30 protein-coding genes are annotated in these 23645 nt (G+C 51.8%); 29 read left to right on the top strand and 1 reads right to left on the bottom strand.

Features of this window, described 5'->3' with window-relative positions; genetic code table 11:
- The 28 genes from B5F77_RS00795 to B5F77_RS00675 all read left to right on the top strand — a co-directional run bounded on the left by B5F77_RS00795 (window position 1) and on the right by B5F77_RS00675 (window position 22153).
- Entirely contained in the window at window positions 1–861 is an 861-nt protein-coding gene (locus tag B5F77_RS00795; RefSeq protein ID WP_087326194.1) for a fimbrillin family protein, read from the top strand.
- A gap of 160 nt (window positions 862–1021) precedes the next feature.
- The gene (locus B5F77_RS00790) at window positions 1022–1633 is read left to right on the top strand and encodes an HU family DNA-binding protein (RefSeq protein WP_087326192.1); all 612 of its coding nucleotides are present in this window, start codon (window positions 1022–1024) and stop codon (window positions 1631–1633) included.
- Between the two features lie 196 nt (window positions 1634–1829).
- Window positions 1830–2795, top strand: coding sequence for a fimbrillin family protein (locus tag B5F77_RS00785; RefSeq protein WP_087326190.1), 966 nt, complete (start codon window positions 1830–1832; stop codon window positions 2793–2795).
- Between the two features lie 157 nt (window positions 2796–2952).
- Window positions 2953–3270: a type II toxin-antitoxin system RelE/ParE family toxin gene (locus B5F77_RS00780; protein ID WP_087326188.1), complete on the top strand. Its 318-nt coding sequence runs from the start codon at window positions 2953–2955 to the stop codon at window positions 3268–3270.
- Window positions 3271–3281: 11 nt separating this feature from the next.
- Window positions 3282–3590, top strand: coding sequence for a HigA family addiction module antitoxin (locus tag B5F77_RS00775; RefSeq protein ID WP_087326290.1), 309 nt, complete (start codon window positions 3282–3284; stop codon window positions 3588–3590).
- A gap of 132 nt (window positions 3591–3722) precedes the next feature.
- Window positions 3723–4562 carry a fimbrillin family protein gene (locus B5F77_RS00770; RefSeq protein WP_140392782.1) on the top strand — a complete coding sequence of 280 codons (840 nt, stop codon included), beginning with the start codon at window positions 3723–3725 and terminating at the stop codon, window positions 4560–4562.
- 39 nt (window positions 4563–4601) lie between these two features.
- The gene (locus B5F77_RS00765; RefSeq protein ID WP_162607931.1) at window positions 4602–5969 is read left to right on the top strand and encodes a M43 family zinc metalloprotease; all 1368 of its coding nucleotides are present in this window, start codon (window positions 4602–4604) and stop codon (window positions 5967–5969) included.
- Between the two features lie 37 nt (window positions 5970–6006).
- The gene (locus B5F77_RS00760; RefSeq protein WP_087326182.1) at window positions 6007–7389 is read left to right on the top strand and encodes a M43 family zinc metalloprotease; all 1383 of its coding nucleotides are present in this window, start codon (window positions 6007–6009) and stop codon (window positions 7387–7389) included.
- Window positions 7390–7603: 214 nt separating this feature from the next.
- On the top strand, window positions 7604–7843 hold the full coding sequence (locus B5F77_RS00755; RefSeq protein WP_087326180.1) for a DUF6364 family protein: 240 nt from the start codon (window positions 7604–7606) through the stop codon (window positions 7841–7843).
- The gene (locus B5F77_RS00750) at window positions 7840–8247 is read left to right on the top strand and encodes a PIN domain-containing protein (RefSeq protein ID WP_087326178.1); all 408 of its coding nucleotides are present in this window, start codon (window positions 7840–7842) and stop codon (window positions 8245–8247) included. Before B5F77_RS00755 ends, B5F77_RS00750 begins: the two co-directional genes overlap by 4 nt.
- A 57-nt stretch (window positions 8248–8304) precedes the next feature.
- Window positions 8305–8604, top strand: a complete 300-nt coding sequence (locus B5F77_RS00745; RefSeq protein WP_140392781.1) for a hypothetical protein — start codon at window positions 8305–8307, stop codon at window positions 8602–8604.
- Window positions 8604–8840 (top strand): hypothetical protein, encoded by a 237-nt coding sequence (locus B5F77_RS00740; protein WP_087326175.1) that lies wholly within the window; start codon window positions 8604–8606, stop codon window positions 8838–8840. The genes B5F77_RS00745 and B5F77_RS00740 overlap by 1 nt, the downstream gene beginning before the upstream one ends.
- 181 nt (window positions 8841–9021) lie before the next feature.
- Window positions 9022–9195 carry a hypothetical protein gene (locus B5F77_RS15825; protein WP_204244934.1) on the top strand — a complete coding sequence of 58 codons (174 nt, stop codon included), beginning with the start codon at window positions 9022–9024 and terminating at the stop codon, window positions 9193–9195.
- Entirely contained in the window at window positions 9183–9488 is a 306-nt protein-coding gene (locus tag B5F77_RS00735) for a PIN domain-containing protein (RefSeq protein WP_343225030.1), read from the top strand. The genes B5F77_RS15825 and B5F77_RS00735 overlap by 13 nt, the downstream gene beginning before the upstream one ends.
- 133 nt (window positions 9489–9621) lie before the next feature.
- Window positions 9622–9942 carry a hypothetical protein gene (locus B5F77_RS00730; protein WP_239445692.1) on the top strand — a complete coding sequence of 107 codons (321 nt, stop codon included), beginning with the start codon at window positions 9622–9624 and terminating at the stop codon, window positions 9940–9942.
- 5 nt (window positions 9943–9947) lie between these two features.
- Window positions 9948–10175, top strand: coding sequence for a hypothetical protein (locus B5F77_RS00725; RefSeq protein WP_239445691.1), 228 nt, complete (start codon window positions 9948–9950; stop codon window positions 10173–10175).
- Window positions 10176–10626: 451 nt separating this feature from the next.
- Entirely contained in the window at window positions 10627–10797 is a 171-nt protein-coding gene (locus B5F77_RS15655) for a hypothetical protein (protein WP_162607930.1), read from the top strand.
- A gap of 89 nt (window positions 10798–10886) precedes the next feature.
- A complete protein-coding gene (locus B5F77_RS15650; protein WP_162607929.1) occupies window positions 10887–11051 on the top strand; it encodes a hypothetical protein in 165 nt (54 codons plus the stop codon).
- A gap of 54 nt (window positions 11052–11105) precedes the next feature.
- Window positions 11106–12077: a DUF3089 domain-containing protein gene (locus B5F77_RS00720; RefSeq protein WP_087326171.1), complete on the top strand. Its 972-nt coding sequence runs from the start codon at window positions 11106–11108 to the stop codon at window positions 12075–12077.
- Window positions 12078–12321: 244 nt separating this feature from the next.
- Window positions 12322–14616 (top strand): NADP-dependent malic enzyme, encoded by a 2295-nt coding sequence (locus B5F77_RS00715; protein ID WP_087326169.1) that lies wholly within the window; start codon window positions 12322–12324, stop codon window positions 14614–14616.
- Window positions 14617–14710: 94 nt separating this feature from the next.
- Window positions 14711–15556: a bifunctional hydroxymethylpyrimidine kinase/phosphomethylpyrimidine kinase gene (gene thiD, locus B5F77_RS00710; protein WP_087326167.1), complete on the top strand. Its 846-nt coding sequence runs from the start codon at window positions 14711–14713 to the stop codon at window positions 15554–15556.
- Window positions 15553–16161, top strand: a complete 609-nt coding sequence (locus B5F77_RS00705) for a thiamine phosphate synthase (protein WP_087326165.1) — start codon at window positions 15553–15555, stop codon at window positions 16159–16161. Before thiD ends, B5F77_RS00705 begins: the two co-directional genes overlap by 4 nt.
- Window positions 16158–16808, top strand: coding sequence for a thiamine phosphate synthase (locus B5F77_RS00700; RefSeq protein ID WP_087326163.1), 651 nt, complete (start codon window positions 16158–16160; stop codon window positions 16806–16808). The genes B5F77_RS00705 and B5F77_RS00700 overlap by 4 nt, the downstream gene beginning before the upstream one ends.
- 408 nt (window positions 16809–17216) lie before the next feature.
- The gene (gene serB, locus B5F77_RS00695; RefSeq protein ID WP_087326161.1) at window positions 17217–18452 is read left to right on the top strand and encodes a phosphoserine phosphatase SerB; all 1236 of its coding nucleotides are present in this window, start codon (window positions 17217–17219) and stop codon (window positions 18450–18452) included.
- Between the two features lie 11 nt (window positions 18453–18463).
- Entirely contained in the window at window positions 18464–18766 is a 303-nt protein-coding gene (locus tag B5F77_RS00690) for a Dabb family protein (RefSeq protein ID WP_087326159.1), read from the top strand.
- A 14-nt stretch (window positions 18767–18780) separates the two neighbouring features.
- Window positions 18781–19251 carry a C-GCAxxG-C-C family protein gene (locus B5F77_RS00685; RefSeq protein ID WP_087326286.1) on the top strand — a complete coding sequence of 157 codons (471 nt, stop codon included), beginning with the start codon at window positions 18781–18783 and terminating at the stop codon, window positions 19249–19251.
- Between the two features lie 167 nt (window positions 19252–19418).
- Window positions 19419–20249, top strand: a complete 831-nt coding sequence (locus B5F77_RS00680; protein WP_087326284.1) for a hypothetical protein — start codon at window positions 19419–19421, stop codon at window positions 20247–20249.
- Window positions 20250–20251: 2 nt separating this feature from the next.
- Window positions 20252–22153: a CocE/NonD family hydrolase gene (locus tag B5F77_RS00675; protein ID WP_087326157.1), complete on the top strand. Its 1902-nt coding sequence runs from the start codon at window positions 20252–20254 to the stop codon at window positions 22151–22153.
- 76 nt (window positions 22154–22229) lie between these two features.
- Here B5F77_RS00675 and B5F77_RS00670 read toward each other — a convergent pair whose 3' ends face one another.
- On the bottom strand, window positions 22230–23180 hold the full coding sequence (locus tag B5F77_RS00670) for a methylenetetrahydrofolate reductase (protein WP_087326155.1): 951 nt from the start codon (window positions 23178–23180) through the stop codon (window positions 22230–22232).
- Window positions 23181–23313: 133 nt separating this feature from the next.
- On the opposite strand from B5F77_RS00670, the gene B5F77_RS00665 reads away from it, so the two are divergent.
- On the top strand, window positions 23314–23616 hold the full coding sequence (locus tag B5F77_RS00665; RefSeq protein WP_087326153.1) for a glutaredoxin-related protein: 303 nt from the start codon (window positions 23314–23316) through the stop codon (window positions 23614–23616).
- Window positions 23617–23645: the final 29 nt, after the last annotated feature.

Below are 23645 nucleotides of genomic sequence, written 5' to 3'. Positions count from 1 at the left end.
ATGTATAGATATGTATTTATCGCAGCCACGGCGCTCTCGTTCGCCGCCTGCACAAGCGAAGAAATAAATACCTCGTCCCAGGGCGAAGTGGCCCTTGAAGTAAATACCGACATCAGCGGCACGCAGACCCGTGCCAGCGGTACCCAATGGGGTACAAACGACGAGATAGGCATCTCCACCGTAACAGGCACAGCGACCGATTACACCAATAGGGCCTATCGCTGGAATGGCAGTAGCTTCGAGGCTGTCGCGGAAAACATCTATTTCCAAAGCGCGGAAGAAGTGACCTTCAACGCCTACTATCCTTATACAGCAGATGCCACCTATACCGATGTGAGCACTTCGGCAGAAAACCAAAAAGCGGATACCCAACCGAAGATAGACTTTCTCTATGCCACCGGAGCTACGGCCAGCAAGGCAGACCCGACAGTGAGTTTCACGGGCGAAAACGCTTTCCAGCATTGCATGAGCCAGATTACCCTGAACTTCTTCGAAGGGAACAATGTGGACTTGAGCAGCTCGTTCAGCTACACCCTTAGCGGGCTGAAGCTGCAAGGTTCGTTCGATACTGCAACGGGTACGGCTACTGCGGATGAGGTAACTCCTGCGGAGTTGACCCTATCCCTTTCGGAAAACAACAGCCACGTCATCCTTTTCCCGCAAGCGGCATCGACGATAGGACTTACCGTCACGGTCAATGCACAAAGCTATAGTGCCAACCTTACCCCTTCGAGCGGGAAACTGGAGGCCGGCTACAATTATACGTGGAACGTCACCGTCAGCAACACCGGTTTGGATATAAGCGAAGCCACTATCCAGGACTGGGAAGATGGAGGAACTACGAACATAATCATTAACTAATGGGGCCTGAAATACCCAACCGTTGGTCGTCATCCTACCCAACCGTTGGTCATGGCAACACCCAACGGTTGGTCGTCACAGTCCCCAACGGTTGGTCGTTACAGTTACTTGCAACAGCACATGATTAACATCTACAAACACATTAAAATAAGGAGGTTATATGTTAGAATTTGAAATTAAATCGAAGACCCTGACATTGGGTGAACGGAAGGGACAAATCGCGTATTTCGCACATCCCAAGTCGCAACAGAAGATATCGACTGAAACAGTCGTGGATCGCATTGTACGGGAGACTTCGCTCTCGGAAGGCGATGTAAAGAATGCCCTTATCAGCTTTAGTAACATTATCTGCGATGCCATGCGTGCAGGGTCGAGCGTGGACCTGGCCGAACTGGGTTCGTTCCGCCTCGCGGTCTCGTCCAAGATGATGGACAAGCCGGAGGATGTGACCGTGGCCAAGGCGTTGAATACCCCCAAGATTGTATTTACACCCAAACAGAAGATGCGCGACGCCGCCAACGCGGTGGAACTGAGCATCGACCAAGGGACGGCAGACCGTTCGCCCCGCATCGAGGAGGTGTACGACCTGACCTCGCGCGAGAAGAACCGCATCAGCCGCAGCAGCTTTGCCGAGGTGAACGGACGGCGTATCCAGCTGGTAGGAGCCGGGGGCGTAGGCGAAGGCGAGATCACCCTCACCAGCGTAGACTCGGAGTACCCGACTACGGTCGAAGCCGGCTCTATCAAAATGCTATCTGAAAAGCTCCCCTAAGGACAGGGGAGCTTTTCAGTTACTTTCAGATCACATTTTCTTATTTATGACACACCCTCCCTCTATTAAGAAACATGGGAAGGTAGCCACTGCCGGACACCGTGCGTAATGTCCAGGAGTAACACCCAACAGGTGTAGCGGGTGGTATCGCAACCGCCTGTGGCACAAAGACAGAACATAAAAACATACATGTAATATGAACCGACTATCAGACTTGAAACGGATGATTCTCCTTTTGCTGGCAGGCATTCTATCCGCCTGTTCGCATGACGACCTTACCGAAACACGCCCTTCGGGAAACGGCGAGCCGTTGGTGCTGACTGCTACTATGGCGGATGCGACAACCGACACGCGGGCGACTCCCGATAACAGTTGGGAAGGTACGGAAACCGTCATTGTAGAGGTGATAGACAATTATGACGATACGACAACTCCCGACTGGACGCAAGCCAAGAGAGGAATTTACACAGCCGGTACCGATGGCAAACTGACCTTTACGAGCGGCGAGCAATCTTCTTGGCTAAGCGACAACGAGACTAAATTTGTCCGTGCCTGGCATTATGGTAACAACAGCGAAGAGCGTTCCGACTCATGGTCTGTACAAACCAACCAAACTGGCGACAATTATGCGAAAAGCGACTTGCTCTTTGCGCAGGGAAGGGTAAGCGGAGGGCAGGAAATTGCCCTTAAATTCTACCATCAAGTGGCAAAAGTGGTGGTGCATGTCCGCAATGTAGGTCCTGTGTACGAAAGTGATGACGTCAGTGTGACGATAGGAGATATAAACAATATTGTTATGAACGGCACGGTGAGTACGGACGACATGGACGGGAATTATTTCAACTGGACGCAGGGAAACACAATGGGGACTATCACGGCCTACAGCCTCGGTCCACAGCCCCTTGCATCCGACGGAAACGAAACTTCCCTCGCCAGTTTCGCCGCACTTGTCATTCCGCAAACAGTGAAGGAGAATGAATACTATCTTGTCATTAATAATAGGAGGGAATATTCGTGTTATGCATCAAAGGACATTGTTTGGAATGCAGGCCATTCCTATACCTATGAGGTAACTATCACAAAAGAGAGCGGAGTGTGGGTTAATAGTGTCATCGTTTCGCCTTGGACGGAACAAGATGGCGGCAGCTTGGAAACTGAATAAAGAGCCTCCCCCAACCCCTCCCGTGGAGGGGAGAAGAAAATATAAAGCGTTCTTTGACAGGTTGGAAAACGAGAGACTTCTTCGAAAATATCCACTTTTATAGTGGAATGTCGGGAATAAGCGTTATCTTTGCGAAGTGAATCAGAAATAGCAAATCATGGAAATACACTTCGATAAAGAATACTTGCGCCAGCTATATGAGGACGGAAAGACGACAGACAAGAAATATCGCTTTCAGCCTCATATCATCGCACGCTATCAGCTGCGTGTCAAGGTGCTGGAACAAGCCGCAGGCGTAGAAGAACTCTACCCTCTCCATTCATTGCACTACGAAGTGCTGAAAGGAGACAAAGCGGGTATTTCCTCCATCCGGGTAAACGACCAGTACCGCATCGAGTTCACGGTGAAGCAAGTTGCGGCTGAAACAGTCGTGACGATTTGCAACATATTGGAATTGTCGAACCATTATAAATAGGAGATATGAACATGGGAAAATATACTTGCCAGCGCCCCGTACATCCGGGTGAACTGCTCAAGGAAGAAATCGAGAGCCGGGGCTTGCCGCAGACACGCCTCGCCGCACAAACGGGCATATCCTATAAGATCCTGAACGACATCCTCAACTGCCGCCGCCCGCTCACCACCTCTACAGCGATGCTGTTCGAGGCAGCGTTGGGCATCAGTGCAGGACTGTTGATGCGGATGCAACTTGACTACAACATGCAGCAGGCCACTCGCGACACGTCTTTCATGGAACGGCTTGCCCAAGTGAGGAAATTCGCAGCCATGCTTTGACGCTTATTGTCAAGAAAGTTTCTCGTTCCGCCCCTCTCCCCCGTAGGAGAAGGGCGGGACGCTTGTTTTCCAGCTTGCCGAAGAGCAGAAAGTGAAGTATATAGGTTGAAACTAAGATAAAAGAGTAAGAATATGACAAGGAACAATACTTTGATAAAAGGCTTTGCATTAGCGGCTTTCATGCCCCTTTTTGCGGCGTGCAACAGCGAGGAAGATGCTACCGTGCCGGGCGGAGAACCGCAAGAGGTGCAGGTGAGCATCAGCACACGTGCCACCGCTGACGGAGATGAATGGATATGGCAGAGTGGTGACGTGACAGGCTTGCAGGTCACTGGTTACGATAACACCACCAGTTCCTATACACTGAGCTACACTGGTAGTGCATGGTATGGCAATAGAGGTATCTCCACCATACTTCCCGGCACTACCACGGTATGGTATCCAGGAGGAGATGGCACATCCGCGACCTCATTCACCATTCCCGTAAATCAAACCACCAACGTAAACTTATGCAAAGCGGATTTCATGACATACAGCGGCGATTTAATCAGCACTACGCCCAGCGTGACATTGGAGCACCGCCTAAGCAAAGTCATCGTCACCATTACCGATTGGAGTGACTACGGTAGCGCTATGCCAACCGTAACGGACTTTCACATCCAAACAAAGGAAAGCATTACCGTAAACGGCAGTACCGTAACAGGCGATGGGAACACGATAGATATCTTTCCGCTGCAAGATGAAGCGGCTCATTCTTACACCGCCATTGTCGCCCCTAATGCCGGCTTCAACATTACGCTGGTTGTGGCCGGCAAGGATAAGACCGCCAGCTATACAGGCTCGTTGGCGAGCGGCAATGCTTATTCATTCAACCTTACTTTGAAAGATACCAATGCCCTCGACACCCGTTCCGCCGGTACATCGGACTGCGAGCTGGAACTGGTGGAGGTGAAGGATATGAATGAGGAATAATTGTAAATGATTTAATAACCTCTTATAATTATGTTTAGAATGAAAAGAAGTAATAATGTAGGAATGTGTGATGCTCTGTTGCATGTGTGTAAATCAGTGATGTGTGCCCTCTTTCTCTTCGGCGCAGCATCATGCGACGATGATGACCCCGTAGAGCCGGAACCCGATCCGGAGCCGACCTCGACCTTCAAGATACACATCGGCGAGGGAAACATCGTGCGGTGGGAGGAGCTTCCGGACGATTACCCGCCCGTGTACACGGCCAATCTCGTTATGGAGGACCTGCCCGCCGACGAGAAGATCCTCTATATGGGTGGCTGCTACTCAATCGGGGATACGGTGCCCGACATCAGCGACTGCACCCTCATCTACGACATCTCGGATTTCGACACGTTCCAGAACTGGGACTGGGAGGCGGAGCCGCTCATCTGGTGGTGCATGTATTTCTTCCATCCGCTGCCCGGCACGACCTACTACCTGCGGGGCTACGTGCAGACGGACAAAGGGGAATACTACTCCAACACGGTGGCGATCCGCTCCAGCTTCACCGAGCCGCTGGCGGAGAATCCCGACGCCTATGAGATCCCCGTCGTTTTCCACCTCTTCCCAGATGCCGAGGGCAACTATCCGGTCAAGGATTGGCTGATCCAGGAACAACTGGACTATGCTAACCACGTGTATGGCAACTATTACAACGTCCCCGGGCAGGCGGAGACCGGCGTGCGTTTCGTCGCCGCCACCCACACGCCCGACGGGACGCCGCTCGAAACACCGGGTATCGTCCATGAGAAGGAGGCGGTGGAGATAAACGACCCGGCCGGTCAGATGTTTGATAGCATCAATGATATTATTGACGATGCCTATCTCTGGGACATGGAGTACGCGCTGAACGTGTGGGTTTGCCCGATCAAGAATGCGGAGGACTTAGCTGGAAGAACGCTTTCCCCCTTCTTCGATGCCGACGAGCGGCTGGAGGGCTGCAATACCTATGAGCCCGGTGCTTTCGCAGGCATATTCCTGAACTCAAACGTCCAATCGCAAGCCAATAACGTGCAGACCTTCGCGCACGAGGCGGGCCACTTCCTGGGATTGGAACATGTTTTTGAACCGGGCGGTGACTACTGCGATGACACGCGATGGTACGACCGCGAGGTCCACTTGGAATACACGCAGGGCGCCATCGATTTCATTCGTATGGATGGCACTACAGGGGAAACCTTTTGGTCCGACAACGTCATGGACTACGATTATAGCTTCATGACCGGCTTCACGCCCGACCAGGTGGAGCGCATCCAATATACCTTGCGGCACGCCTATTTCATCCCGGGCGAGGCGGGGAAGGAGGAGGCGCCAGCCTTACGCTCTGCCCCGCAGACGCGGAAGTTCGGGAAGAATCCCGTCCGATAGAAGCACTTAATTAACTTATCATATAAAAGATCTATTTATGAATATATTTGGAAAGAAAATCAAGGATTATTTGGAAGAATGCGACTTCCTGTCGCACGGGTATAAACTTTTGGCGGCGGTCTTGCTGGCCTTCGGCATGGCGGCTTGCGGCGATGACGACCCAGTGGAGCCGGAACCCGAACCGGAGCCGGCCTCTACCTTTAAGCTGCACATCGGCGAGGGAAACGTCGTGCGGTGGGAGGATTTTCCGGACTATTACCCGCCCCAGTACACGGCCTATCTCGTTATGGAGGACCTGCCCGCCGACGAGAAGATCCTCTACCAGGGTGGCTGCTACTCAATCGGGGATACGGTGCCCGACATCAGCGACTGCACCCTCATCTACGACTTATCGGATAACGACACGTTCCAGAACTGGGACTGGGAGGCGGAGCCGCTTATTTGGGAGTGCATAAATTTCCTCCATCCGCTGCCCGGCACGACCTACTATCTGCGGGGCTACGTGCGGACGGACAAGGGGGAATACTACTCCAACACGGTGGCGGTCCGCTCCAGTTTCACCGAGCCACTGGCGGAGAATCCCGACGCCTACGAGATCCCCGTGGTCTTCCACCTCTTCCCGGATGCCGAGGGCAACTATCCGGTCAAGGACTGGATGATCGAGGAACAGCTGGACTATGCCAACCACGTGTATGGCAACTATTACAACCTCCCCGAGCAGACGGAGACCGGCGTGCGTTTCGTAGCCGCCACCCACACGCCCGATGGGACGCCGCTCGAAACGCCGGGTATTGTCCATGAGAAGGAGGCGGTGGAGGTGGACTTTCTGAACCTCCAGATAGACGACCAATACATCTGGGACATGGAGTATGCGCTGAACGTGTGGGTCTGCCCGATTCTCAACGCCTATGTGGATGAGTACACCCCAGTCGTTGGTTTCGTCACCGATTTTCCCTACTTCGATGCCGACGAGTTGCTGGAGGGCTGCGCTACCTATAAGCCCGGTATTGAAACAGGTATATTTCTGAATTCAAACGTCATCCCGCAAGCCAATTACGTGCAGACCTTCGCTCACGAGGCGGGTCACTTTCTGGGATTGAGGCACGTGTTCGAGGAACAAGGCGACTACTGCGCCGACACGCGATGGTACGACCGCGATGCCTACGTGGAATACACGGATGGCGGTAACACTATCGACTTCGGGCGCACGGATGGCGAGACCGGGGAATTCTTCTGGTCCGACAACGTCATGGACTACGACTATAGCTTCTTGACCGGCTTCACGCCCGACCAGGTGGAGCGCATCCAATACACCTTGGAGCATGCCTATTTCATCCCGGGCGAGGCGGGGAAGGAGGAGTCGCCAGCCTTACGCTCTGCCCGGCAAACGCGCCGCTTCGGGAACAAGCCGGTACGGTAAACTGAAAAACATCCAACCCGGCATTAGCGGAAGAGCCGCAATTCCAAGCTACTGCCGGACACCGTGCGTAATGTCCGGAAGTAACACCCAACAGGTGTAGCGGATGGTATTGCAACCGCCGGTAGTATATGTAAAAACAAGAGCGTTCTTTGACAGATTGGATTGTAGATTAGAGAAAAAGACGTAACTTTGCGGAAATTAAAAAAGCAAAGGTATGGAAGCGATAGAATTGAAGCAGTCTCTGTTATCGACGATTGACAACATCGACGAAAGAAATACGGACTTACTGCAAAAGTTAGTGGCTGCGGTAAAAAGTATCATCCGGCAGAATGCGAAAGAGCGTACAGACGAGATAACCCCTTTTGTGCAGAGCATGAAAGTAGGTGTCAAGCTGCCTGCCGATTTGGAAGTAAAGGCTTTGCGTGATGAACATCTCAAAGAGAAATACTCATGAACAAAGTCTTTATCGATACCAATATCCTGATTGATTTCTTGGGTGAGCGGGAGCCATTCTATGAAGCGGCAGCGCGTATTGTGAGCCGGGCGGATAGGAAAGAAATCGAATTGCTGGTTTCTTCCCTTTCTTATGCTACGGCAAGTTATATATTGATGCGCTATAACCCCAAGGCAATAATCTTGGAAAAGATGAGGAAGTTTAATACACTGTGCCGCATTACCAACGTAGATGCCGCAGTGGTGAACGAAGCATTGCAATCTTCTTTTTCGGATTTTGAGGATGCACTTCAATACCATTCGGCAGTAAATGCGGGAGCAACGATGATTATCACCCGCAATAAAAAAGACTATCAACTATCTGCCTTGCCTATATTTACACCGGACGAATATCTGAATCTCTAACCCAATTTCCTCTCTCAAAGTGCGCTCATAAAGAATCGATTTAGATTTATGAGCGATATGAAACATACATTATCTTTGTTGGCAGCTGCGGTCTTGCTCACCGCCTGCACGCAGGAAGAAAGCTCCCCCTCGGGGAGAATTGAGGGGGCTGTACTGACTTTCACCGCCACGAAGAACGACAACAGCTACGGTCCATTCTATTACATGCTACAGAAAGACACCGAATGGAAAGCCGGCTATAAGTACACCTACAATGTTACCATTACCCTCTACGGCCTTCAGGTATCGGTCGATACCGGTAGCATGACATGGGGCGACGGCGTAGATGGAGAAGGCTCGGTAGAACACCCTATTTAATGAAGAAAGAAGGCATGTTTGAGCGGATAAGAATATACTTGAGATACGAAAATCCGGAATTGATAGACAAGTTTTTCATCGGGTTATGTTTTTCGCTGATTATTGTCTGTATCGTGGTTGGAGGTATCCTCTACTTCCACTTGCAGAAGGAAGAACAGGCAAGGGAAAGGATGATGGAGACAGACTCATGGCTGAAGGAACTGCAACAAAAGCAGGATACGATGCGAATGCCTTAGGGTATCACCGCCGGGCAGGAGCGTAAGCCCGGCATGGGGAGACGTCGCAGTCTCCGGTGGACCAGTAAAACAAGAGCGTTTTTTGACAGACTGGGAAACAACGAAATGATGGGATGAAACATACTGGGTAACCCTTTTTTATATACCTTTGCGGTATTATCACTTAAAGAAAGGAAACAGTATGGAAACAAAAGAAGAAAAGCTGAGAGAGAAAGAACCGGAAGCAAAGAAAAGCCTGATGGAAGAAATGGATGAAGAAGCCAAGAAGCAAGGCAAGAAAGTAAGTAAAACATGGGAAGCCATGATGAGATTGAAAGGCAGCTTGATAGTAAACGATCCTAAATTCTTGTTGTAGTTATTCGCTATCTTATAGATACGAATATTTTTGTTTATTTGGCTCTCGACACCGGATTGTTGAGTAAAGACGTATCAGCCCTTATAGAAAAGCCGGATGCCGTGCTCTATATGAGTGCAGAATCCGTACGCGAACTGATTGTGGGCTACCGCAACAAGGGCTTGTGCTCTAAACGCTGGAAGACAGCGGAAGAAATGGTGGCAGCCATCGAAGATGAGTTCTACATCCAGATTCTTCCGCTGAAGAAAGAACACATGACCACCTACGCCCGCATGGAAATCAACGAAAAGTAACACTTACAAGATATGTCCCCATTATTTCGTCCTGCCCCTCTCCCCGCAGGAGAAGGGCGGAACGCTTGTTTTCCGGCCTGCCAGGGAATAATTGGAAGTGTTCTTTGACAGACTGGGAAACAAAAGAGATGAAATGATGAGGAATAATTCGATTAATTCCTTATTTTACAATGTGTTATATTCAATAATAAGGAGGAATATCGGTATAAAATCAACGATTTCATTAGAAGGACTGTTGGCACTTATCCATGGACTTTCACTCAGTGCAAGCAATAAGCGGTGGCTGGGCGAAAAGCTGATAGAAGAAGCACGGAAGGAAACCCAATCTGCCCCTATATCGGCAAGCCGATTTTATGGCGTATGGAAAGACGAGGATTTTCCGGAGGTAAGTGCGGACGAGATGGTTAAGGAAATAAGGGAAAGTCGGAAGTTTAAGAAGAAATCGATAACATGATGAGTATGAAGCAATATTTACTTGATACGAATATATGTGTCTTTCTGCTACGCGGACAATATGACATAGACAAAAAGTTGGATAAAGTAGGGCTTGAACATTGTTATATCTCGGAAATCACGGCAGCAGAATTGAAATATGGCGCGGAACTTGGTCGCAGAAAAGGCCTGATGCAACGGATAGGACAATGTGGGAAGTATTTCCATTCTGTATCCAGAGCTTTGTTCCGTTAATGAAGGAATAGTAACATCTGGCGGACTTTCGAACTATCTTGATTCATATAAAACCCATTATGAAGACATAGATACCTGTTGGGAAATCAACCTGCCACCGAGTGCTAATAATCAGATAGAGGATTTCATAGTTACCACTTCAGGCATGCCGTCTAACTATTGGGGTAAAATTACATCTCCCATAACCTTGATAGCCGGAGCGCTGCACACCATCACCTGGACGGTGAACAACGAGGGCGCACAGTCTCGGCTGACAGCATCGGCGGCAACGGGACGGAACAGTTACGGTGACCCATGATAAAGGGTATTCGTAACCCCTCAAGATACCCCACTCGTGGGGTATGGGAGGACCCCACGAGTGACCCCTTGAGGTACCCCACGAGTGGGGGTGCAAAACCCCTCTCAGGAGGGGCTGTAGAAGGGCTTCATTAACCAACAAAAAATAAATGTTATGTTTGAACAAGAAGTTAAATCGAAAGTACTGAACATCGGTACACGCAAGGGGCAGACCGTTTACTATGCTGCCCCCAAATCGCAGTTGAAAATGGACAACGACACGCTCATCGAACGCATCGTGCGTGAAACCTCGCTGTCGGAAGGTGACGTGAATGCCGAAATGTAATAAACAAGAACGTTCTTTGAAAGATTGAAATAAAAAGAGAAAAGATTCTTGGAGAAAAGCATTATCTTTGCGCGCATGAAAGTTGGTTTATGTGCTATAATGATGGAAGCATACAGAAATACGATGCATCATCGACCACGGACGACTACATGCTATATGTGTCATTGTACCTACATCGGGATAATTCCGATACACGAAAGCTTGTAGCTGCTTTCTACGATTGGGTGAAGAACAATCTTTATCCGTTGGAATAATCTTTTCCCTTTATGCCTTTCTTCCGAAGCACTCCCATAAAACGAATATTATTTATGAGCGATATGAAACATACAGCATTGCTATTTATGGCGGCACTCCTGCTCGCCTCGTGCAGCCAAAATGACAAAGGTGCCGGCACGGATGCCGCCACCTACATCCCCGAGGCGCCCGACTATGCCGACGACACCATGTGGTACACCCGCGAGAACAGTACGGCGGACAGGAGTGCGGACGTGTTCTACCTCGTCTCCACCTGGGAGACCGACTGGACTACGGAGGACGGGCGCACCTGCCACTATGCCGACGTGCATAACGCCACGCACCGCGCCAACATGGACAAGGAGATTTCCCGCATCGCCGGTTATATGGGTGAGGCAGGCGACTTCTATTCGCCCTACTACCGCCACATCACCATCGAGGGTTGGGCGACGCAGAACGAGGATACCATCAACAACCGCTTCCGCACCGCCTTCAGCGATGTACAGGCGGCCTTCGAAACCTTCCTTGAGCAACGCCCCGACCGTCCCTTCGTATTGGCGGGCTTCAGTCAGGGCGGCAAGGCGGTGGTGGAGCTGCTGAAGACGATGCCAGCCGACGTGGCGCGCCGTCTGGTGGCGGCCTACGTGCTGGGCTATAAGGTGACACCCGCCGACACGCTCGCCACGGAGAACATCCGTCCGGCGCGGGGAGCCACGGACACGGGGGTGACCATCTGCTACAACTCCGTGTCCGACGTGCGCTACATCCAGCCCGTGGTGGCAGCCCCCTGCGCGATGTGCATCAACCCCGTGAACTGGCGCACCGATGCCACGCCCGCCACGCTGCACGACACCATCACCGTCAGCGTCTCGCCCGAGCACCACGTACTGGTAGTGAAAGGCTACAGCGGCTCGGAATACCAGCCCATCCTGGGCTTCCTCAATGTGGGCGACTTCCACAGCGCCGAGCCGTGGCTCTACGAGGAATGCCTGCGCGAGAACATCCGGGCACGGGTGGAGGCCTATTACGATAAGGAGGGCCGTTAAGGCTTACTATATTATTATCGGACTCTACAAGTATTCGGATTGCGCGTTTTTTGACAGGTGGAAACAAACGAAATAACTTCGCGAACCATGAAACGAAAGCTAAAAGGAACGAAGATATAATTCACGTATTTTTCATGCTACCCCAGATACACTGTATGTAATAATTTATTACTTTTGCGGGGGGAATTAGAAACACTATATCCTACAAGTATTGATTTAACTGCTAATCAGAAATAATTTATATATGGCAAAGATAACAAAAGAAGATGCCCTTCGGTATCATGCCGAAGGCAAACCTGGAAAGATTGAGGTTATCCCTACGAAGCCCTACAGTACGCAAACCGACCTCTCGCTCGCTTATTCTCCGGGTGTGGCAGAGCCTTGTTTGGAAATCCAAAAAAAACCATTGGATGTTTATAAATACACAGATAAAGGGAATCTGGTAGCTGTGATTTCGAACGGTACCGCTGTCCTTGGATTAGGTGATATTGGCGCCATGGCAGGCAAGCCCGTCATGGAAGGTAAAGGATTACTCTTTAAGATATTCGCGGGTATTGATGTGTTCGACATTGAAGTGAACGAAAAAGACCCGCAGAAGTTTATCGATACGGTAAAGGCTATTGCGCCTACATTTGGAGGTATCAACCTCGAAGATATCAAGGCACCACAATGCTTCGAAATCGAGACACGCCTGAAAGAAGAGCTGGATATCCCGGTCATGCACGACGACCAGCACGGAACAGCTATCATCTCGGCTGCCGGCCTCTTGAATGCGCTTGAAATCGCAGGCAAGAAGATTGAGGAGGTGAAAATAGTGGTGAACGGTGCTGGCGCGGCTTCCATCTCCTGCACTCGCTTATATGTCATGTTGGGGGCACGCAAAGAGAACATCATCATGTGCGATAGCAAGGGTGTCATCTCAACTCGCCGGGCAAACCTCACCGAACAAAAGAAAGAGTTTGCAACCGATGCTCCCGTTGATACGCTCGAAGAGGCCGTACGCGGAGCCGACGTGTTCTTGGGCTTGTCGGTGGCAGACGTATTAACGAAAGAGATGGTACGCACGATGAACGAGAACCCGATCGTATTCGCCTTAGCTAATCCGAATCCGGAGATTTCGTATGCCGACGCAATGGAGTCTCGTCCGGATATCATCTTCGCTACAGGACGTTCCGACTACCCAAACCAGATTAATAATGTATTGGGATTCCCTTACATCTTCCGGGGTGCGCTTGATACTCACGCCAAGGCCATCAACGAAGAAATGAAGCTGGCGGCCGTATATGCTATTGCCGGACTGGCAAAAGAGCCTGTGCCCGACGTGGTCAATGCAGCCTATAAACTGAAACGGACTACATTCGGACGTGAATACATCCTCCCGAAGGCTCTCGACCCACGTCTCCTGACGCGTGTATCTTGTGCCGTAGCGAAAGCTGCTATCGAATCGGGCGTTTCACGGAAGACAATCACTGACTGGGACGGATACGCAAATCACTTGCGTGAAATGATGGGATATGATAGCAAACTCCTGCGCTCCTTCACGGATATGGCCAAGGCTAATCCGAAACGTGTGGTATTTGCCGAAGCCAACCACATCAATATGCTGAAGGCTGCTGCCGAAGCTAAAGCGGAAGGTATCTGCTATCCTATCCTCTTGGGGAACGAGGAGCGGCTAGCCAAGATTGCGGCAGAAGAGAACATCAGCCTCGAGGGGATTGAAATTGTCAACCTCCGCCACGACCGGGAGACAGAGCGTCGGCATCGATACGCCCGCATCCTGGCCGAGAAGAAAGCACGAGAGGGCGTCACCTATGCCGAGGCCTGTGAGAAAATGGTCGACCGTAACGCCTTTGGTATGATGATGGTCGCGACGGGAGATGCCGATGCCTTCGTGACGGGCGTCTATAGTCGCTACTCGGAAGTAACGAAGCTCGCGGAGCAGATCATCGGCATCCGTGCTCCTTACTCTCACTTTGGAACGTTGAATATCCTCACGTGTAAGAAGGGAACCTTCTTCATCGCCGACACACTCATTAACCGTCATCCTTCGACGGAAGTACTGATTGATATCGCCCGCCTGACCCACGACGCCGTGAAGTTCTTCGCTCACGAGCCGGTTATGGCCATGCTCTCCTACTCCAACTTCGGCTCGGACAAGCAAGGGAGCCCGCAGAAAGTCCACGATGCTATCGAGTATCTCCACAAGAACTGCCCTGAGATGATGATCGACGGTGAGATGCAAGTCAACTTTGCCCTCGACCGCAAGCTCCGCGACGAGATGTACCCGTTCAACAAACTCAAGGGGATGGATGTAAATACACTGGTATTCCCGAACCTGAGCTCGGCCAACAGCGCGTACAAACTCCTCGATACGCTGGGCTTTACGGAGACAATCGGTCCGATTCAGATGGGCTTGAACAAGCCGATACACTTTACCGATGTCGAAAGCACGACGCGGGATATCCTGAACCTGACGACCGTCGCGGTGGTAGATGCTATCGTTCAAGAACAAATTGACCGGAAGAAAACTTCCAAATAATATATAGCCCAGTTGCTTTCATCAACGCGGAGATTCGGAGCCGCCTCATCGGGAGAGATGGGCGCTCTGCGCCTCCGCTTTTTCGTATCAAGTCATGGAGAAAGAAATGCATTACCGGTATCTGACGGTGCTCAGCATAGCCGGTTCGGATTGTAGCGGCGGGGCGGGTATCCAGGCCGACCTGAAGACCTTTGCCTCACTGGGAAGATATGGGGCGTCGGTCGTCACGGCCGTCACCGCCCAGAATACGTGCGGCGTGCGGGCCATACAGGCTATCGAGCCGCGCATCGTCCGGGAGCAGCTCGAGGCTGTCTTAGCGGATTTGACTATTGACGCGGTCAAGGTCGGGATGTTGCATAGCGAGGCGAACGTACATGCGGTTGCGGAACTCTTGGGACGGTATCGTCCGCGCTGGGTGGTAGTCGACCCGGTGCTGCTCTCTACCAGTGGGAGTCGTCTGCTGGAGGCGGAGGCGGTCGGTTGTCTGGTAGAGGAGTTGTTTCCACAGGCGGACCTCGTCACGCCCAACCTCCCGGAGGCGACATACCTGACCCATCTGCCGGTCGACACAGAGGCGGAGGCGGTCCGCGCGGGCGAACGGCTTCTCGAGATGGGCAGCCGGGCGGTCTTACTCAAGGGCGGGCATCGGACCGGGCCGGATATGGTGGATATGCTCTTCCGCCCGGGCCAGCAACCTGAAACTTACACGGAACCGCGTGTCGATACCCGCAATACCCACGGGACGGGCTGCACCCTCTCGTCGGCCATTGCCTGCTATCTGGCAGAGACCCAAGACCTCAGCACCTCCGTCCGGCTGGCTAAGCGCTACTTGCACGATGCGCTGGAGCGGGGAGCCGGCATCGCGGTGGGGCACGGGCACGGACCCGTCTGCCACGATTTCCATCCTTATCTAATCGCGCAAGAGGAGGCCAAGGCATGAAACTACTCGTGGCCATTACCCGTCCGGACTGCTTCTCCGGAGAGGCCTCCCTGATTACCCGTCTCTTTTCCGAGGGCTTGATGCGCCTTCACCTCCGCAAACCCGACGCCCCGCGCGAAACCCTCGAATCGCTCCTACGCGCCATTCCTCCTGTATTTTACCCTCGTATCGCCCTCCACGACCACTTCGAGCTGGCCGAGGCGTATGCCTTGGGAGGTGTCCATCTAAACGGGCGTAATCCCACGCCCCCGCCCGGGTGGTGCGGACGGGTCAGCCGCTCGTGCCACACGCTCGAGGAGCTTTCCCGCTTCGCCTCGCTGGATTATCTCTTCCTCAGCCCCATCTTTCCCAGCCTCTCCAAGCAGGGGTATGCGCCTATTTTATCGGATAGCCAGCTAAAAACAGCCACGGAATTGGGCATAATTACCGAAAAAGTCGTAGCTTTGGGCGGAATTTCCGAAGACACCCTACCCTGTTTGCGACACTGGGGATTCGGCGGAGCTGCTGTCCTCGGTGCACTATGGGGAACGGAAGGGGTGCCTACGTGGGAACAAGTGAGGAAGAATTTTCAGACATTAAGTAGGATATTAAACGATATCGCATGAAGTACGAAGGAACGAACCGCCTGATGCTCATCACGCACCAGACGGATAAATGGGACGAAGCGAGCGAGGCGCGCCTCTTCCTCGAGGGAGGAGGCTCGTGGGTGCAACTGCGTAAAAAAGAGGGGCTGACCGAATCTGTGGCCCTCGCATTAGTAGAGATTTGCCAGGCGAAGGGGGCGTGCCTCACGGTAGACGATAACCTGGAGATAGCCCTCCGCGTGGGTGCCTCCGGCGTGCATCTGGGGCAGAAGGACATGCCCGTGGACGAAGCCTGGCGGCGAGTGCGGTCCGCGCGGGCAGAGACAGGCTTCCTCGTGGGGGCGACCGCTAATACGTTCGAGGACATCCGGCGGGCGGCCTCGCTCGGCGCCTCCTATATCGGCCTCGGCCCCTTCCGCTTTACGGAGACGAAGCAGCGCCTAAGTCCCACCTTGGGGCTGGAGGGCTACCGGCGCATCCTGGCGCAATGCCGCGAAGCCGGTATCACGCTTCCGGTTTATGCCATAGGCGGCATCGAGCTGGCGGACGTCCCCGCGCTGATGCATACGGGTATCACCGGCATAGCCATATCGGGCGCGATTGTCCGCGCAACCGACCCCGCCGAGGCGACCCGTGCCTTTCTGGAAGCTATCCAATCCTCCCTCTGATATTACACAACTGTGTAGTCAAAACTACACAACTGGGTAGCGATTACTACACAACTGGGTAGCGACGACTACACAACTGGGTAGCGATGGCTACCCAACTGGGTAGTAAAAATTACCCAACTGGGTAGTAAAAATTGTCCGCGCGGGTAGCGAATATTACCCGCGCGGGTAGTGACGGCTATCCGCGCGGATAGTAAATGCTACCCGCGCGGGCAGTAAAAATTGCCTGCCCGGGGAATTTGAACTGCCTGCCCAGGGAATTTAAATTGCCTGCCCAGGGAGTTTGGATTGCCTGACCGGGTAGCAAATGCTACCTGACCGGGTAGTAAAAATTACCTGACCGGGTAGCAAACGCTACCTGACCAGGCAATTTGGAACGATTGATTATATAATATTAAAAACACGGATATGAAGACAAACGAAGAATTGATTCTGCTGACCATTAATGGAGCAGATCGTCCGGGCGTCACCGCTGCCCTGACGGAGATACTGGCGCAGCACAACGCCATTATCCTGGATATTGGCCAGGCCGACATACACAACAACCTGTCGCTCGGTATCCTGTTCCAAAGCGACGCCTCGACTTCGGGGAACATCCTGAAGGAGGTGCTGTTCCGAAGTTATGAGCTGGGCGTGAACGTCCGCTTCAAGCCCATCGCGGAGACGGAGTATAGTGAGTGGGTGAATATGCAGGGACGCAATCGCTACATCGTGACTATCCTGAGCCGGAAGCTCACGGCCAGACAGATAGCCGGAGTGAGCCGCATCATCGCCGAGCAAGGGATGAACATAGACGCCATCAAGCGGCTCACCGGACGTATCCCCCTAGAAGAGCGCGAACGCACCCCGAAGGCAAGTGTAGAATTCTCGGTTCGCGGCACGCCCCGAGACAAGGAGCTGATGAAGGCGAGCTTCCTCAAGCTCTCCTCGGAACTGCAGGTAGACATCTCATTCCAAGAGGATAGCATGTACCGGAGGATGCGCCGCCTGATATGCTTCGATATGGACTCGACGCTTATTGAGACAGAGGTCATCGACGAGCTGGCGATGCGGGCCGGCGTGGGCGATGAGGTGAAAGCCATTACCGAGTCGGCCATGCGGGGCGAGATAGACTTCCGCACGAGCTTCACCCGGCGGTGCGCGATGCTGAAAGGACTGGATGTCTCCGTCATGCAGGACATCGCCGAGCACCTACCCATTACCGAAGGTGCCGACAGACTCATGCGTATCTTGAAAAAGGTAGGGTTCAAGATAGCCATCCTCTCGGGTGGATTTACCTACTTTGGCAACTATCTGAAGCAGAAGTACGGCATCGACTACGTCTATGCCAACGAGCTGGAAGTAGAAGATGGGAAGCTTACGGGACGCTACGTGGGTGAAATCGTGGACGGGAAGCGTAAGGCAGAGCTGCTCAGACTCATAGCCCAGGTGGAAAATGTAGATATCCGGCAAACCGTAGCCGTGGGCGACGGTGCCAACGACCTCCCGATGATTAGCCTTGCAGGCCTGGGTATTGCCTTCCACGCGAAGCCTAAGGTGAAAGCCACCGCCGAGCAGTCCATCTCGACCATAGGTCTGGACGGAATTCTCTACTTCTTGGGTTACAAAGACTCCTACTTGCAAGAAAACTTATATCACTATTAAATAGATTATATATGGTAAGACACATCGTTATGTTCAAGCTGAAGGAGTTCGACACTCCCGCAGCCAAGGAGGCCAAGATGGTGGAGATCAAGACCCGCCTCGAGGCTCTAAAAGAGAAAATCAGCGTGCTCCGTCGCATAGAGGTGCACTTCAACATGAACCCGGACGAGACTTGGGACCTCCTCCTCCTCACGGAGCTGGACACCCTGGCCGATGTCAACACGTATGCCAATCACCCGGAACATGTAGCCGTAGCCAAGGGTATTATCGGCCCGGTGAAGGCAGACCGCGCATGCGTTGATTATGAATACTAATACAGACGCGTATGATGAAGGACTTTGACATAGAGGAACGGGTGAAAATAGCCGTGGGTAACTTCGAATCCGGCTATAACTGCGCGCAGTCGGTATTCCTGGCGTTTGCTGATATTGTCGGGTTGGATTTCGAATTGGCGAAGAAGATGTCCGTCTCCTTCGGGGGAGGCATGGGACGTATGCGCGAGACCTGCGGCACGGTAAGTGCGATGGTCATGCTCGCGGGCTTCTATTGCCCGGTAGAAGATCCGGCAGACCAAGAGGCCCGCACCCGCAATTATGCCATGGTGCAACGGGTAGGAGGCGCGTTCCGAGAGCAGTATGGGACCCTCGTCTGCCGGGAACTGTTACCCGCGGCCGAGGCAGCCAAGACAGACCCCTCGCCCTCCCTCCGCACCGCCGCATATTATGCCAAGCGACCCTGTAGCCGGTACGTCGCGACCGCTGCCCGTATCGCTGGGAAGATGTTGAAAGGGGAACTCTAACGGGTTCCCTTTTTCGTAGCGGATAACCAGCTATGACTACTCGCTTTCTTGCTGGAGCGTTCCCTCCTTTCCGGTATTTCTTTTCCCATTAGCTAAGTTTTTAGGTGAATCCGGGTGGGTATTACCCAATTATAACGTACCTTTGCAAACATAAATAATGAATGAATATGAAGAAAACGATTGCATGTATGCTGGTGGCAACCCTCATGGGAGGATGCAACCAGTCCGCGAAGGAGGCACAGCTACACTTAGACAAAGCCCGTGCCCACTACGAACGGAATGAGTTCTTTGCAGCCCGTACGGAGATAGACAGTCTGCGGGCGAAGTACCCCAAAGAGTATAGTATACTGAGAGATGCGCTTACCCTGATGCGCGAAGTCGACCTCAAAGAAGCCACTCGAAACATAGCCTTTTGCGACAGCCTAATGCCTATTCGTCTCCACGAGGCGGACTCCTTGAAGGCGGGTTTCACCTTTGAAAAGGATACCCTCTATGAGGAGATAGGACACTATATCTGGAAGGGACAAACGATTGAGCGTAATGTCCAACGTTGCTATGTGAGGAGTGGCGTAGATGAGAATGGGGAGATGTACATAGCCAGTGTCTATTATGGGTCACGCCCTATTGATCATACATCTATTAAACTGAGTACATCGGAGGGCCTCTTCGCCGAGACTGCCTCTATACCGTATGACGGAGGCGTCAACTACCATTTCCAGGACATGGGAGCTACTACGGAGGTGGTCACATATAAAGGTGATCACGGACGGGAAGCCATTAAGTTCGTCTACGACCATGCAAAGGAACGTATCAAGGTAGAATATAAAGGAGGCAAACCCTACATCATTTATATGGCCGACGCCGATAAGAAAGCACTCGTGGCTACCTATCATTTAGCCTCTGCCCTTACGGATATTCATCAGATGGTAGAGATGAAGCGTAAGGCCCTTAAGCGCATAGCTTATCTAAACGAGAAGATGAATCCTAATCAAGAATAATCATGAAGTATAGCAGACTTATCTTATTGGCCGCCGCGATGGGCTTCGCGGGGCTAACAGCACTTGCCCAAAAGAGTCATGAACCGGTAGATAGCTTGGAGATGAAGGCCAAGCAGCATTATACAAAGCGGGAAGTGATGATTCCTATGCGGGATGGCGTCAAGCTCTATACCGCTATCTACGAGCCGAAGGATAATGGGGAGCGGCATCCGATCCTCATGATGCGTACTCCTTACTCATGCGCGCCTTATGGGGATGGGTTTAATAGGAGCGTGAAGGACTTCGATGGTAGCATGAAACAGTACCTCATGCATAACTATATCTTGGTGTTCCAGGATATCCGCGGTCGCCATCATAGCGAGGGTGAGTTCGTACAGGTTCGTCCCTTGCACCCGGACCGCATGAAGGGTAAGGCTATCGATGAATCTACAGATACCTATGATACGATTGAATGGCTCATCCACAACACCCATAGTAACCAGCGGGTGGGGACATGGGGTATCAGCTACGATGGGTTTCAGGCAACCATGACGGCGGCCTCTAATCACCCTGCCCTCAAGGCCGTGTCGCCTCAGGGTCCTGTGACAGATTGGTTCTTGGGTGACGATCGCCATCACAATGGGGCTTTTACCTTCTTGCAAACCACTAACTTCTTACCGTGGCTCGAAGGGCGACATCAAGGTGAGGGTGTGATGGACTCTATCGTGAAGCATGACGTCTATACCGATTTCCTCGCCCTGGGCACCTTTCGTGATGCGGACCTCTTGGTCAACGATACTACCGAGACACTCTGGAATAGCATCCGGGAGCATCCTCATTATGACTCCTTCTGGCAAGCACGCGATGCCCGCAAGGCTTGTTATAATATACGTCCGGCTGTCCTCGTAACGGGGGGACTCTTCGACTCCGAGGACTGTTATGGTGCCTGGCATACATACAAGGCTATTAAGACTCAATCTCCGGAGACCGAACTCTATTTAGCATTTGGCCCTTGGTGGCATGGTGCCTGGACACGGCGTTCCTTCGAGGGTTTCGGCAACATCTATTTTGGGGAGAGTACCTCGGCCTATTACAAGGACCACATCGAGTACCCTTTCTTCCGGTATTACCTCGAGGGGAAGGGCGAGAAGCCCTCACATAGGGTCAGTGTCTTCCATACGGGTGCGAACCGGTGGGAGTTCATGGACGAGTGGCCTGCTCCCTCTATATCCCCTACTCCGTTCTATCTTCATGAAGGAGGGAAGGTCTCCACGATGGCCCCGACCGAGACCTCTTCATACAGTGAATATATTTCCGATATGGAGCATCCGGTGCCCTTCACGGCGAATCCCGTTACCTATCGTACATTGGAGTTCATGGTGGATGATCAACGCTTTGCGTCGTCCCGACCTGATGTCTTGACCTTCGTCTCACCTATACTGGAAGACACGCTCACATTGGCCGGTCCTATTGAGGTACAATTGCAGACAGCCATCAGTAGTACGGATGCAGACTTTATGGTCAAAGTGATTGATGTGTTCCCGGCTAACTACAAGTATCCTGAAGAGGCTACGTCCTATTTGAAGAACAGCCACTATCCCATGGGGGGATACCAACTCATGGTCCGTGGTGAACTCTTTAGGGGACGTTATAGGGAGAGCTTTGAATACCCGAAGGCATTCGTCCCGAACGAACGGACCGAGGTGTCCTATACACTTCCGGACGTGGCCCATGTATTCCTACCGGGGCACCGCTTAATGATTCAGGTTCAAAGTTCATGGTTCCCCATCATCGACCGCAACCCACAGCGTTTCATCGATACATATACCTGCACGACCGAGGACTTCGAGATGCAGCAACGCATCCGCATTTACCATCAGGCCGATGCGCCATCGCGGGTCATCCTGCCGGTCGTTAAACAGTGATTCAATGGACAATGGATAATTGACAATTGACAATTAAAGTGACCCCCATTGTCAATTGTTCATTGTCCATTGTCAATTAGTATATAGCGCTTGCTATCCTCCTCACGCTATCCGATGCCATCATGGTATAGAAGTGGAGACTGGGTACCTCGTGTGCCATGAGGTCCTTACATTGCATGATGCTCCACTCTACCCCTACTTCCTTCGCCTCTTCATCTGTTTTACATTTACGAAGCTCCTTCTCTAAGGGTTCCGGTATATCGGAACGAAAGACCCTGGGCAAGACTGTTAATTGATTGCGGAAGACAATCGGTTTGATACCGGGTATGATGGGTACTTGGATGCCTTCTGCCCTGCATCGTGAGACGAAGTCGTAATACTTCGTGTTGTCGAAGAACATCTGCGTTACCAGGTAACTGGCCCCATTCATGACCTTCATCTTGGCATAATGAAGGTCCGACTCCATGTTTGGTGCTTCCTCATGCTTCTCAGGGTAACAGGCCATGCCATACGAGAACGGAGTATCAATCCCTTCTATTGGTGAACCATCTAATAGCACACCCATGTTGAACTGGTTTACCTGTCCTTGTAGGTCGGTGGCATGCGCATGGTATAGTTCCGGTTGCTGCTCTACTTCGAGTGTCTTGATATCTCCGCTCAGGAGCAACAGATTGTGTACGCCCAGGAAGTTCAAATCTATTAATGCATATTCGGTCTCCTCCTTCGTGAATCCCTTGCAGATGATATGAGGGACGGCAGGTATACCATATTTATTCTGTATGGCAGCTGCAATGGCGACCGACCCCGGCCGCTTACGAATATTTACCTTGCGCAGGCTACCGTCGGGTTGTGGCTTGTAGATATATTCACTATGGTGGGAGGTGATGTTGATATACTTAGGTTCAAACTCGCGGAGCTTGTCGATGACATTATATACCTTCTGGATGCTGTTCCCCTTGAGTGGCGGCAATATCTCAAAAGTAAATGCCGTCTGGGTACTATTTGTAATAGAATCAATGACGTTCATAGCTTTTCATTTTATGTTATCAGGACAAAGGTAGGAAAATATTTATAGATGCGTATGATTTTCCACGAAAAGTTTCCAGTCTGATGCGAAAATACCTATCTTTGTTATACATTAATATATATAGGAGATTGTCATGATTAAGATTTATGGAATGGGTACGTGCCCCGACTGCACGTATGTAGAGGAACAAGTAAAGGGGAACACGATGTATGAGGTAATCGATATAGGTACACATGTGAAGTACCTCAAAGAGTTCCTACGGTTGCGAGACAAGAACAGTTGCTTTGATACCTGTAAGCGCATAGGTGCTGTGGGTATTCCTTGCTTCGTGTTGGAAGACGGAAGGGTCACCCTGAAGCCTGAAGATGCCGGATTGAAGTCCCGCACGATGGAGGAAGAGGGCCCTGCATGTAACTTGGATGGCACAGGATGTTAAATATCCATAAAATACCTCCCTTGTGGATT

Origin of the sequence: Parabacteroides sp. An277 (assembly GCF_002159645.1) — a bacterium.
GTDB lineage: Bacteria > Bacteroidota > Bacteroidia > Bacteroidales > Tannerellaceae > Parabacteroides.
The sequence above is the reverse complement of the archived record's forward strand: the minus strand, read 5'-3'. Positions and strand labels throughout refer to the sequence as shown.

What these genes read in the sequence shown, in the direction of transcription:
- B5F77_RS00795 (WP_087326194.1), top strand. Translation starts at nt 1, where the DNA reads ATGTATAGATATGTATTTATCGCAGCCACGGCGCTCTCGTTCGCCGCC.
- B5F77_RS00790 (WP_087326192.1), top strand. Translation starts at nt 1,022, where the DNA reads ATGTTAGAATTTGAAATTAAATCGAAGACCCTGACATTGGGTGAACGG.
- B5F77_RS00785 (WP_087326190.1), top strand. Translation starts at nt 1,830, where the DNA reads ATGAACCGACTATCAGACTTGAAACGGATGATTCTCCTTTTGCTGGCA.
- B5F77_RS00780 (WP_087326188.1), top strand. Translation starts at nt 2,953, where the DNA reads ATGGAAATACACTTCGATAAAGAATACTTGCGCCAGCTATATGAGGAC.
- B5F77_RS00775 (WP_087326290.1), top strand. Translation starts at nt 3,282, where the DNA reads ATGGGAAAATATACTTGCCAGCGCCCCGTACATCCGGGTGAACTGCTC.
- B5F77_RS00770 (WP_140392782.1), top strand. Translation starts at nt 3,723, where the DNA reads ATGACAAGGAACAATACTTTGATAAAAGGCTTTGCATTAGCGGCTTTC.
- B5F77_RS00765 (WP_162607931.1), top strand. Translation starts at nt 4,602, where the DNA reads ATGAAAAGAAGTAATAATGTAGGAATGTGTGATGCTCTGTTGCATGTG.
- B5F77_RS00760 (WP_087326182.1), top strand. Translation starts at nt 6,007, where the DNA reads ATGAATATATTTGGAAAGAAAATCAAGGATTATTTGGAAGAATGCGAC.
- B5F77_RS00755 (WP_087326180.1), top strand. Translation starts at nt 7,604, where the DNA reads ATGGAAGCGATAGAATTGAAGCAGTCTCTGTTATCGACGATTGACAAC.
- B5F77_RS00750 (WP_087326178.1), top strand. Translation starts at nt 7,840, where the DNA reads ATGAACAAAGTCTTTATCGATACCAATATCCTGATTGATTTCTTGGGT.
- B5F77_RS00745 (WP_140392781.1), top strand. Translation starts at nt 8,305, where the DNA reads ATGAAACATACATTATCTTTGTTGGCAGCTGCGGTCTTGCTCACCGCC.
- B5F77_RS00740 (WP_087326175.1), top strand. Translation starts at nt 8,604, where the DNA reads ATGAAGAAAGAAGGCATGTTTGAGCGGATAAGAATATACTTGAGATAC.
- B5F77_RS15825 (WP_204244934.1), top strand. Translation starts at nt 9,022, where the DNA reads ATGGAAACAAAAGAAGAAAAGCTGAGAGAGAAAGAACCGGAAGCAAAG.
- B5F77_RS00730 (WP_239445692.1), top strand. Translation starts at nt 9,622, where the DNA reads ATGATGAGGAATAATTCGATTAATTCCTTATTTTACAATGTGTTATAT.
- B5F77_RS00725 (WP_239445691.1), top strand. Translation starts at nt 9,948, where the DNA reads ATGAAGCAATATTTACTTGATACGAATATATGTGTCTTTCTGCTACGC.
- B5F77_RS15655 (WP_162607930.1), top strand. Translation starts at nt 10,627, where the DNA reads ATGTTTGAACAAGAAGTTAAATCGAAAGTACTGAACATCGGTACACGC.
- B5F77_RS15650 (WP_162607929.1), top strand. Translation starts at nt 10,887, where the DNA reads ATGTGCTATAATGATGGAAGCATACAGAAATACGATGCATCATCGACC.
- B5F77_RS00720 (WP_087326171.1), top strand. Translation starts at nt 11,106, where the DNA reads ATGAGCGATATGAAACATACAGCATTGCTATTTATGGCGGCACTCCTG.
- B5F77_RS00715 (WP_087326169.1), top strand. Translation starts at nt 12,322, where the DNA reads ATGGCAAAGATAACAAAAGAAGATGCCCTTCGGTATCATGCCGAAGGC.
- thiD (WP_087326167.1), top strand. Translation starts at nt 14,711, where the DNA reads ATGGAGAAAGAAATGCATTACCGGTATCTGACGGTGCTCAGCATAGCC.
- B5F77_RS00705 (WP_087326165.1), top strand. Translation starts at nt 15,553, where the DNA reads ATGAAACTACTCGTGGCCATTACCCGTCCGGACTGCTTCTCCGGAGAG.
- B5F77_RS00700 (WP_087326163.1), top strand. Translation starts at nt 16,158, where the DNA reads ATGAAGTACGAAGGAACGAACCGCCTGATGCTCATCACGCACCAGACG.
- serB (WP_087326161.1), top strand. Translation starts at nt 17,217, where the DNA reads ATGAAGACAAACGAAGAATTGATTCTGCTGACCATTAATGGAGCAGAT.
- B5F77_RS00690 (WP_087326159.1), top strand. Translation starts at nt 18,464, where the DNA reads ATGGTAAGACACATCGTTATGTTCAAGCTGAAGGAGTTCGACACTCCC.
- B5F77_RS00685 (WP_087326286.1), top strand. Translation starts at nt 18,781, where the DNA reads ATGAAGGACTTTGACATAGAGGAACGGGTGAAAATAGCCGTGGGTAAC.
- B5F77_RS00680 (WP_087326284.1), top strand. Translation starts at nt 19,419, where the DNA reads ATGAAGAAAACGATTGCATGTATGCTGGTGGCAACCCTCATGGGAGGA.
- B5F77_RS00675 (WP_087326157.1), top strand. Translation starts at nt 20,252, where the DNA reads ATGAAGTATAGCAGACTTATCTTATTGGCCGCCGCGATGGGCTTCGCG.
- B5F77_RS00670 (WP_087326155.1), bottom strand. Translation starts at nt 23,180, where the DNA reads ATGAACGTCATTGATTCTATTACAAATAGTACCCAGACGGCATTTACT.
- B5F77_RS00665 (WP_087326153.1), top strand. Translation starts at nt 23,314, where the DNA reads ATGATTAAGATTTATGGAATGGGTACGTGCCCCGACTGCACGTATGTA.